This window comes from Moorena sp. SIO4E2, from assembly GCF_010671945.1.
GTDB lineage: Bacteria > Cyanobacteriota > Cyanobacteriia > Cyanobacteriales > Coleofasciculaceae > Moorena > Moorena producens.
Genome location: NZ_JAAHIE010000310.1, coordinates 1 through 8,817, shown reverse-complemented (window position 1 = coordinate 8,817; position 8,817 = coordinate 1). Strand labels below are relative to the sequence as shown.

The window sequence follows — 8,817 nt, the reverse complement described above, 5'->3', positions numbered from 1 at the left end:
ATTCAACAATTATCAAAGCGTAATACCATTCGCCTCTCTATGTCACCGCCTTTATTAGTGGTTGAAGTGGTTAGCCCAGGAGAGTTACAACGAGAGCGAGACTATATTGCGAAAAGAATCCAATATCAGGATTGTGCTATTCCTGAATACTGGATTGTGGACCCGGAAAGTAAAACTATATTGGTTTTAAAACTGACAGGAACAAGTTATACAGAAGTTGGTAGCTTTTCTGGTGATGAGTTAGTGTTATCTCCTGGATTTAAGGATATTACTTTAAAAGTATCTGGAGTGTTTGATATAGAAAAGTAAGTGATATTTTTATGAACAATTGACTATGAGTAGTATAAATAGTAGTTTAGATTTAAAAAATCTCTACGACATTGATGATGTCCAATGGCTAGAAGAAACGATTAAGCTCCTGAAAAATAAAGAATTTAATCAACTAGATTGGGATAACTTAATTGAGGAGTTAGAGGATTTGGGCAGAGAGAAGAAAAATGCCGTAGCTAGCCTTTTAGAACAAGTTATCCGTCATTTATTATTCCTGCAATATTGGACAAGTGAATATGATTATAATGCAGTTCACTGGCAAGGGGAAATCTATAACTTCAGAATTCAGCTCAAACGTAAACTAACGACTAATCTCCGTAATTATCTAGATAATGAACTGAGTTCTATTTATAACGATGCCTTAGGATTTGTGACGATAAAAACTCAGAATTCCGTAAGTTTACCTCCAGAATGTCCCTACTGTCTTGACCAATTACTGGATATCGAATGGTTGCCGAAGGAATAAATCAGTTTTGAATAGTCGGGAATCGGGAGTCGGGAGCGGTGCGACCCTAGGGCGATTTACTCGCCCTAGGAGGCGCGCACCGAGGGAATCGGGAATCGGGATTATACTTAAGCTACAGGCAAAACGCTATAATTAGTAATTAGCAATTAATCAAAGTTTTATCAGCAATAAAATTCTGCATTCTCCCCATCTCCCTATCTCCTCATCTCCATCTCCCCATCTCCCCATCTCCCCATCTCCCCGCGCCCCCGCCCCACTCTTTCCCTGTTCCCTGTTAAATAACAAGTAAAGTAGAGCCAAAAATGATCACATCAACTGCCACAATTACTCGGGACCCGACTATTCCTCCTTTAGAAAATGGGGATCAACTAACCCTTGCTGAATTTGAGCGTCGCTATTCCGCTATGGCTGATTTGAAAAAAGCCGAATTAATTGAAGGAATTGTTTACATGGCATCTCCTGTACGAGCAAAAAAACATGGCAAACCCCATTCTCGGATTATGACATGGTTAGGAACCTATGAAGCAAGTAGACCAGGAGTAGAAACACTCGATAACACAACTGTGCGCCTAGATGCTGATAACGAAGTGCAACCTGATGCGTTATTGAGAATAGAACAAGATGGACAATCAATCATTACTGAGGATGATTATGTAGAAGGTGCGCCGGAGTTAATCGTAGAAATTGCGGCTAGCACTGTTTCTATTGATTTACATAAAAAATTAAACGTTTATCGTCGTAATGGAGTACAAGAATATTTGGTATGGCGAGTTGATGATGGTGAATTTGATTGGTTTCGGTTAAGGGAAGGGGACTATACTCAACTGGAAACCAATCCTGAGGGCATACTTTGTTCAGAAATTTTCCCTGGATTATGGTTAGATAAAGCGGCGTTATTAGCCGGAAATTTAGCCAAAGTTTTAGAAATATTGCAGCAGGGATTACAGAGTCAGGAGTAGGGAATCGGGAGTCGGGAGTCGGGAGCGGTGCGCGACCCAAGGGCGATTTACTCGCCCTAGGAGGCGCGCACCGAGGGAATCGGGAGTCGGGATTCTACTTAAGCTACAGGCAAAACGCTATAATTAGTAATTAGTAATTAATCAAAGTTTTATCAGCAATAAAATTCTGTATTCTCCCCATCTTCCCATCATATCATGTCCGGTTGAATACTTATACTAGGGGCAAAAACAAGGCAGAAGTCAGAAGGCAGAAGGCAGAAGGCAGAAGTAAAGGAGTAAGGTTTCAAGGGATAAAGTTTTTTATAACTAATTATCCGAACCTGATATCACCCCATCACCCCATCACCCCATCACCCCATCACCCCATCACCCCATCACCCTATATCTTTCCCGATTCCCGATTCCCGATTCCCGTTCCCCTCCTGGGAGGGGTTAGGGGTGGGTTCCGATTCCCGATTCCCTGTTCCCTACTCCCTAACTATCTCTTTTTTAGTCAAACACATCGCTACTCCTTTTTCATAGTAGGCAACTTCATTAATAAATACTGGCCAAACGGTGGCTTCTTCTTCATAGTAAATTGTGGTGCCATCGAAGGTAAGAAACATGGGGTCACCAGGATTAAGTTCTTGATAATCTCTGCCCTGGAGCTGAGGATGAATCATACCTTCTAGTTCACCAGCTTCGTTTCTGGGATAGTCAACTACTTTTAAATAGTGATAAATGGTTAGAGGATAAGTGTTTGATAATAGTTTACCGTTATTATAGTCTTCAATATAATCTAACGTGGCGTGAATTAAGGCTTCAGTTTTTTGAAAAATAGCGCCCTTGAGACTAGCTGGTGCAATGGGACCGACTTCAATACAACACCCGAAGTTAGATAGGGATCTTAGAAAGGTATTTTCTTTACCTGGTTCAATGGAACTATAAACTCTAACTAAGGGGTCAAGGGAACTCAGATAAGCAGCGAGTTGCAAATTAAAGGGGTCGTTGTTGACGAGAATTATAGTAAACCCCATATTAGCACTGGTACTGTGCAAATCTAGAATAAAATCTACCTTGGAATTGCCTTTTGGCCCTAGGGTTTGAGCTATCTCTTTGGCTCTGGTTTGTTCATAGAAAGAAAGCTCGGAATTTTCCAGGTCACTTTTAGCAAAGCAGCGGTTTAAGTCTGTATCAATATATCTCCTGGCAGCTTGAAAGGCTTGGGGATTACCGATCAGTGTCGAGGTTTCAAAACTAGGTCTAGTGATTAATTCTGGAAACTTATCAAATTTTTTGACTAGGTATACACCGGTAAATTCATTACCGTGGGTTCCTCCTACAATGGCGACTTTGTTAATAGTTTTACGGTTGTTTGCTTCAGAATTACTCATGGGTGGTTGGTATATGGATCTAATTTAAGGGAATCGGGAATCGGGAATCGGGAATCGGGAATCGGGAATCGGGAATCGGTAACAGGGCGCGGGGAGTGTGGGAGGTGTGGGGAGGGTGGGGAGATGGCCAGATGGCCGGATGGGAACAGGAAAAGTGTGGGAAGTGTGGGGAGATGGGGAGATGATAGCGTTGCCTGTAGCTTAAGTACATTACCGACTCCCTCGGTGCGCGCCTCCTAGGACGAGTAAATCGCCCTTGGGTCGCACCGCTCCCGACTCCCGACTCCCGACTCCCGATTCCCGATTCCCTACTGAGAGTAATCTTGGCATTCTATCCTAGGAAAACGCAAACCTCTTATTGTTGTTGGAAAAATCCGATTACTAAACTTATGCTTTCAAGTACTACCCATGCCCTGAAAGAATGGGGTGTTGCGGTTGATGCCTTAGAAGCGGGCAAAACGATTATGCTGTTGCGCAAAGGGGGTATTCGTGAACAGGGCAACTGCTTCAGCGTGGCTCACCACCAGGTTTTACTCTACCCTACCTATGAGCATCAAAAGCCTAATTTGCTTAAACCTGACTATGCTGAACAAGTGAAACCTGTGCCCTCAGGTTGGCACCCGGAAACTGTTCGGATTGGTAGCTGGGCGTCTATTACTGATATTTTGCCGGTAACGGAGCAATCTACTATTGCTGCTCTGCTACCCTATCATATTTGGAATGAACAATTTGCCAGTGAGCGTTTGAAGTGGAAGCCACGTCAACCTTTATATGTATTGCTGTTGCGTACTTATCAGTTACCTGAGCCTGTGATCACTCCCTACCACCAAGAGTACGGAGGCTGTCGCTCATGGATTGATTTAGTTGAACCGATTTCTTACCAGGGAGTTGTACCGGTTTGGAATGATGGGGAGTATATCGAACAAGTCAGAGAAATTCGCAGTCTGATCGAGGATTGACTGGGAGCAACCACGCCACTTGCTCTGCGCACTCCCCCCAGTGGGCGCAGGGTCATCAAAGAAGATGGGTCTGAAACCCCGTCCTTCTAGGACGGCTTTGTGCTAAGATAGAAACGACGCAATGACCTAAAAAGAAAAGGTGAGATTCCTGGTAGTGGGACCCTTTGGTTAAAAGGTGGTTCACCGAAATGGAGACCCGGTTAAAGACTCCAATCCCAGCCCTCTATAAGCAAATAGTCTTTAAAGTCACGGGAATCAAACACTTTAAAAGTAGACTCAATGACAATATCTTGTCGGAGAGAGTAGAGGCAATTGGCACCGCCAAGTGGACTGCCGATTTCTTGGTACTACGGTACGGGAAGTCGATGTGGTTGTTACGAGCAATGCCCTTTTGGGTAACTCCTCGCTTTGAATCCCCGCGCGTTTACGCCGGGGAGTGTCAAAAGTGGATCCTAATTTAATAGCTCTGTCCGATCTGATACCCTTCTAGGTAAACTGGACTGTCGCTAGCTTCGGTTTGTCTTTCGAGACCGGCTAGGAGTCCTTGATTAAATAAAACGTATTCGATTGTGTCTGGGCTATAGCAATTGTATTGATAAACTAGGGTGGATACAGAGTAGGCTATATGATCGAAATTCCTAGACATAATGGATTTGCCTCCAATGGATACATTAATGGATAGATTGATACAGCTGCAGTTTTAGGGGTAATCAATGTTGTAAGTGACAGCTATGCTTCAAGAGTAATACGGGGAATATATCCGGGACATTACCCACGTGGGTGATTTTATTGTGGCTAAGGAATTGGCAAGGTATAGCAGAAGTCAGAAGTCAGAAGTCAGAAGTCAGAAGTCAGAAGTCAGAAGTCAGAAGTCAGCAGTCAGAAGTCAGAAGTCAGAAGTCAGAAGTCAGCTTAAAATAGGGGATTGACCTGTGGTCACCCTACGCGATGTTCCTTTGGATGTTTGCGATGTTCCTTTGGAACCGCTTCGCGAACGCAAACATCCAAAGGAGTCGAAGAAGTCTAGCTATTGATAGCAATAACTCTATAAAATTATCTCTGTGCCCTTTGTGCCAGAGTCATATGCCCACTAATTCCTCTACCTCCTTTTCCCCAGAAGAGATTGCTGCTGAAGGGTTAACCCCTTCTGAATATGAAGAAATTGTCCAGCGCCTAGGGCGTCATCCCAATAAAGCTGAACTGGGAATGTTCGGTGTGATGTGGTCGGAACATTGCTGCTACAAGAACTCCCGTCCTCTACTCAAGCAATTTCCCACAGAAGGCAAACGTATTCTAGTCGGTCCTGGGGAAAATGCTGGTGTTGTAGACTTAGGTGATGGGCTACAACTGGCCTTTAAAATCGAATCCCACAATCACCCCTCAGCGGTAGAACCGTTTCAAGGAGCTGCTACCGGAGTAGGGGGGATTCTACGGGATATTTTTACCATGGGAGCTCGCCCGATTGCGGTCTTAAACTCTCTGCGCTTTGGGAGTTTGGATAATGCCAACACTAGACGATTGTTTAATGGGGTAGTAGCAGGAATCAGTCACTATGGCAATTGCGTGGGTGTCCCTACAGTAGGGGGTGAAGTTTACTTTGACCGGGCATACACTGGTAATCCCTTGGTGAATGTCATGGCCTTGGGACTGATGGAAACTCCAGAAATTGTTACCTCTGGAGCCTCTGGGGTGGGGAATCCTGTGCTCTATGTCGGGTCCACTACCGGTAGAGATGGCATGGGAGGGGCAAGTTTTGCTAGTGCGGAACTGACGGATCAATCCCTAGATGACCGCCCAGCGGTGCAAGTGGGGGACCCGTTCCTAGAAAAGTCTCTAATTGAAGCCTGTCTTGAGGCATTTCAAACCGGTGCCGTAGTAGCTGCTCAAGATATGGGAGCCGCTGGCATAACCTGTTCTACTTCAGAAATGGCAGCTAAAGGGGGCTTGGGTATTGAGTTCGATTTAGACCTGGTTCCAGCGCGAGAAACGGGTATGGTGCCTTATGAATACCTGCTGTCGGAATCCCAAGAACGAATGCTGTTTGTTGCCCACAAGGGTCGAGAACAAGAACTGATAGATATTTTCCACCGTTGGGGACTCCATGCTGTGGTAGCAGGTAAGGTAATCGAAGAACCTTTGGTCAGGATTTTGTTCAAAGGAGAGGTAGCAGCAGAAATCCCAGCTACTGCTCTAGCAGATAATACTCCAATTTATCACCGGGAGCTATTGACAGAACCACCAGACTATGCATTGAAGGCTTGGGAATGGCATGGGAAATCCCTCCCTCCCTGTAATGTTACAGGTATTGAGATTAACGGTAAGCATCACACTTGGAATCAAATCTTACTTCAACTCCTAGATACTCCAACTATTGCGTCGAAACGTTGGGTTTATCGCCAGTATGACCACCAAGTCCAAAACAATACCTTAATTCTGCCAGGAAATGCTGATGCTGCGGTGATTCGGTTACGCCCTTTACAAGGATTGAACGTTGAACGGTTGAACGTTGAACGGTTGAACGTTGAACGGTTGAATGTTGAAAGGTTGAATGTTGTTCGCGAAGCGTGGCCGAAAGGCCAAGGTTCAACCGAAACTAACCTGCAACCTGCTAACCTACCCTACGGGAACGCCAAAGGCGAACAACCTGCTAACCTGCAACCTGCTAACCTTCAACCTTCAACCAACCTACCCTACGGGAACGCCAAAGGCGAACAACCTGCTAACCTTCAACCTTCAACCAACCTACCCTACGGGAACGCCAAAGGCGAACAACCTGCTAACCTTCAACCTGCTAACCTTCGATCTGTAACCTCTAATGCTGGTGTGGCGGCAACTGTAGATTGTAATTCCCGTTATGTTTATCTTGACCCCTATGAAGGGGCAAAGGCTGTGGTAGCAGAAGCAGCACGGAATCTGAGTTGTGTGGGTGCAGAACCTTTGGCAGTAACGGATAATCTGAATTTTGGTTCTCCAGAAAAGCCTGTGGGTTACTGGCAACTGGCTTCTGCTTGTGCAGGAATAGCAGAGGCTTGCCGGGAAATGGGCACTCCTGTGACTGGGGGTAATGTTTCCTTGTATAACGAAACCATTGATAGTGACGGCAATCCTCAGTCGATTTACCCTACGCCAGTGGTGGGGATGGTGGGATTAATTGCTGATATTACTAAAACCTGTGGTCAAGGTTGGCAAGCTGAAGGGGATTTAATCTATTTATTAGGATTGGGGACTAAATACTGGGAAAATAGTCAATCCCAAATTAAATCCCAAATTACATTAGGTGCGTCCGAGTATCTGGCAACGATTCATGGCATGGTTGCGGGCAAGCCACCAGTAGTGGATTTTGATTTAGAGCGTCGTATCCAAACGGTAACGCGAGAGGGTATCGGTCAAGGTTGGATAAATTCTGCTCATGACTGTGCTGAAGGGGGATTAGTGGTGGCTTTGGCTGAATCCTGTATCCCAGGTAAGTTGGGGGCAGACATTACTCTAGGCTATAGGTCCGAGTCGTTAGACCTGCGCTGGGATGAAGTGCTCTTTGGTGAGGGGGGGAGTCGGATTCTGGTTTCTGTAAGTCCTCAACACCAAACAAGTTGGGAATCTTATCTACAGCAAAAGTTAGGGGATGAGGGATATTGGCAACAACTGGGTGTTGTTCAAGGGGAAAATGCTGGTTTACGAGTACTGGTGGGCAATGGTCAGTGTGTGATTGAGGTGACAGTTCAGGAGATGTATGATTGTTGGGAGAATGGGATTGAAAGGCGTTTGAGGGTTTAGGAGGGAATCGGGAATCGGGAATCGGGAATCGGGAATCGGGAAACAATCTTGTTTACCTTATTATGATGAGAAACGGTTTAGCGATGTTCCTCTGGAACCGCTTTGGGATTGACCTTGGCCTTTGGGCCACGCTACGCGAACGCAATCTTTAAAAACCTTAAGGTAAGCATTCAGCTATCAGCTTATGCCCATAGCGTAACCTCCTTGAGGTGCTTTTGAATAAAATAAGCTGACGGCTGACGGCTGATGGCTGAATGCTTACACCTTAAGCAGGAATTGGCTGGATAGGGATTGGCTGACAAGGGCTTTGCTAAGATAGCATAATTCAGTTTTCTCATACTCAATGACCAATCCAAGAGCCGATTACGATAATCCCTGGAAAGAAGCGCTTTCCATCTATTTTGAATCCTTCATGGCATTCTTTTTTCCCGAGATTGATCGTAACATTGACTGGGAAAGAGGCTATGAATTTCTTGATACAGAATTCCAACAGGTGGCTCGAGATGCAGAAATTGGCAGCAGGGAAGCCGATAAACTGGTCAAAGTTTGGCGACAAGACGGTGAAGAAACGTGGGTACTGATTCATGTGGAAGTACAGAGTCAGGCTCAGTCAGTCTTTGCGGAAAGGATGTACGTCTACAACTATCGCATCTTTGATATGTATCGACGGAAGGTAGTCAGTTTAGCTGTTCTCGCTGATGATGAAGAGTCTTGGCGACCAAGTGAATACAATTACGAGATTTGGGGTTGTCGAGTTTTATTGCAGTTTCCAGTAGCTAAGCTGTTAGATTATCAGCTGTCTAAACTAGAACAAAGCACTAATCCTTTTGGGTGCGGCTCTTTTAAAAGTACGGTAGACTAGATCTCAGTAAAACTGACAAATTAGTCAGAGTAATAGTTTGAGTCAATACCTCCTGGTGGGTGACCAGCTGAAAAAGTCAGCAGTAGTTCAGGAA

At 45.0% G+C, this 8,817-nt stretch carries 11 protein-coding genes and 1 pseudogene; 8 read left to right on the top strand and 4 right to left on the bottom strand.

What is annotated here, in order from left to right; translation table 11 throughout:
• The 3 genes from F6K37_RS25215 to F6K37_RS25205 all read left to right on the top strand — a co-directional run.
• The coding region (locus F6K37_RS25215) for a Uma2 family endonuclease (RefSeq protein ID WP_287252923.1) at positions 1 to 309 on the top strand (309 nt) is incomplete at its 5' end.
• A gap of 25 nt (positions 310 to 334) precedes the next feature.
• Entirely contained in the window at positions 335 to 796 is a 462-nt protein-coding gene (locus tag F6K37_RS25210) for a DUF29 domain-containing protein (protein WP_287252920.1), read from the top strand.
• A gap of 302 nt (positions 797 to 1,098) precedes the next feature.
• Complete coding sequence (locus tag F6K37_RS25205) at positions 1,099 to 1,755, top strand: Uma2 family endonuclease (protein WP_009149721.1); 657 nt, start codon at positions 1,099 to 1,101, stop codon at positions 1,753 to 1,755.
• A 467-nt stretch (positions 1,756 to 2,222) separates the two neighbouring features.
• On the opposite strand, the gene F6K37_RS25200 is transcribed toward F6K37_RS25205, so the two are convergent.
• Positions 2,223 to 3,128, bottom strand: coding sequence for an aspartoacylase (locus F6K37_RS25200; RefSeq protein ID WP_009149719.1), 906 nt, complete (start codon positions 3,126 to 3,128; stop codon positions 2,223 to 2,225).
• Between the two features lie 19 nt (positions 3,129 to 3,147).
• Positions 3,148 to 3,339 (bottom strand): hypothetical protein, encoded by a 192-nt coding sequence (locus tag F6K37_RS25195; protein WP_287252917.1) that lies wholly within the window; start codon positions 3,337 to 3,339, stop codon positions 3,148 to 3,150.
• A 178-nt stretch (positions 3,340 to 3,517) separates the two neighbouring features.
• Here F6K37_RS25195 and F6K37_RS25190 point away from each other — a divergent pair, with 178 nt between their 5' ends.
• Positions 3,518 to 4,087 (top strand): DUF1802 family protein, encoded by a 570-nt coding sequence (locus F6K37_RS25190; protein WP_009149717.1) that lies wholly within the window; start codon positions 3,518 to 3,520, stop codon positions 4,085 to 4,087.
• Positions 4,088 to 4,275: 188 nt separating this feature from the next.
• On the top strand, positions 4,276 to 4,548 hold the full coding sequence (locus tag F6K37_RS25185; RefSeq protein WP_009149715.1) for a hypothetical protein: 273 nt from the start codon (positions 4,276 to 4,278) through the stop codon (positions 4,546 to 4,548).
• Here the strand turns inward: F6K37_RS25185 and F6K37_RS25180 are convergent.
• A complete protein-coding gene (locus F6K37_RS25180; RefSeq protein ID WP_044494517.1) occupies positions 4,545 to 4,733 on the bottom strand; it encodes a hypothetical protein in 189 nt (62 codons plus the stop codon). The genes F6K37_RS25185 and F6K37_RS25180 overlap by 4 nt on opposite strands.
• Positions 4,734 to 4,863: 130 nt before the next feature.
• Here F6K37_RS25180 and F6K37_RS25175 point away from each other — a divergent pair, with 130 nt between their 5' ends.
• Complete coding sequence (locus F6K37_RS25175; protein ID WP_154659898.1) at positions 4,864 to 5,016, top strand: hypothetical protein; 153 nt, start codon at positions 4,864 to 4,866, stop codon at positions 5,014 to 5,016.
• A 154-nt stretch (positions 5,017 to 5,170) separates the two neighbouring features.
• Positions 5,171 to 7,861, top strand: coding sequence for a phosphoribosylformylglycinamidine synthase subunit PurL (purL, locus tag F6K37_RS25170; RefSeq protein WP_287252925.1), 2,691 nt, complete (start codon positions 5,171 to 5,173; stop codon positions 7,859 to 7,861).
• 182 nt (positions 7,862 to 8,043) lie between these two features.
• Here purL and F6K37_RS25165 read toward each other — a convergent pair whose 3' ends face one another.
• Entirely contained in the window at positions 8,044 to 8,199 is a 156-nt protein-coding gene (locus F6K37_RS25165; RefSeq protein WP_154659897.1) for a hypothetical protein, read from the bottom strand.
• 5 nt (positions 8,200 to 8,204) lie between these two features.
• Between F6K37_RS25165 and F6K37_RS25160 the strand changes: the two are divergent.
• Positions 8,205 to 8,690 (top strand): annotated as a pseudogene (locus F6K37_RS25160) (RpnC/YadD family protein); the annotation flags it as partial.
• Positions 8,691 to 8,817 lie beyond the last annotated feature (127 nt).

Excerpts from the sequence above, each read along its gene's own strand:
- F6K37_RS25190 (WP_009149717.1), top strand. The coding sequence starts at position 3,518 with ATGCTTTCAAGTACTACCCATGCCCTGAAAGAATGGGGTGTTGCGGTT.
- F6K37_RS25205 (WP_009149721.1), top strand. The coding sequence starts at position 1,099 with ATGATCACATCAACTGCCACAATTACTCGGGACCCGACTATTCCTCCT.
- F6K37_RS25210 (WP_287252920.1), top strand. The coding sequence starts at position 335 with ATGAGTAGTATAAATAGTAGTTTAGATTTAAAAAATCTCTACGACATT.
- F6K37_RS25185 (WP_009149715.1), top strand. The coding sequence starts at position 4,276 with ATGGAGACCCGGTTAAAGACTCCAATCCCAGCCCTCTATAAGCAAATA.
- F6K37_RS25195 (WP_287252917.1), bottom strand. The coding sequence starts at position 3,339 with ATGTACTTAAGCTACAGGCAACGCTATCATCTCCCCATCTCCCCACAC.
- F6K37_RS25165 (WP_154659897.1), bottom strand. The coding sequence starts at position 8,199 with ATGAGAAAACTGAATTATGCTATCTTAGCAAAGCCCTTGTCAGCCAAT.
- F6K37_RS25180 (WP_044494517.1), bottom strand. The coding sequence starts at position 4,733 with ATGTCTAGGAATTTCGATCATATAGCCTACTCTGTATCCACCCTAGTT.
- purL (WP_287252925.1), top strand. The coding sequence starts at position 5,171 with ATGCCCACTAATTCCTCTACCTCCTTTTCCCCAGAAGAGATTGCTGCT.
- F6K37_RS25200 (WP_009149719.1), bottom strand. The coding sequence starts at position 3,128 with ATGAGTAATTCTGAAGCAAACAACCGTAAAACTATTAACAAAGTCGCC.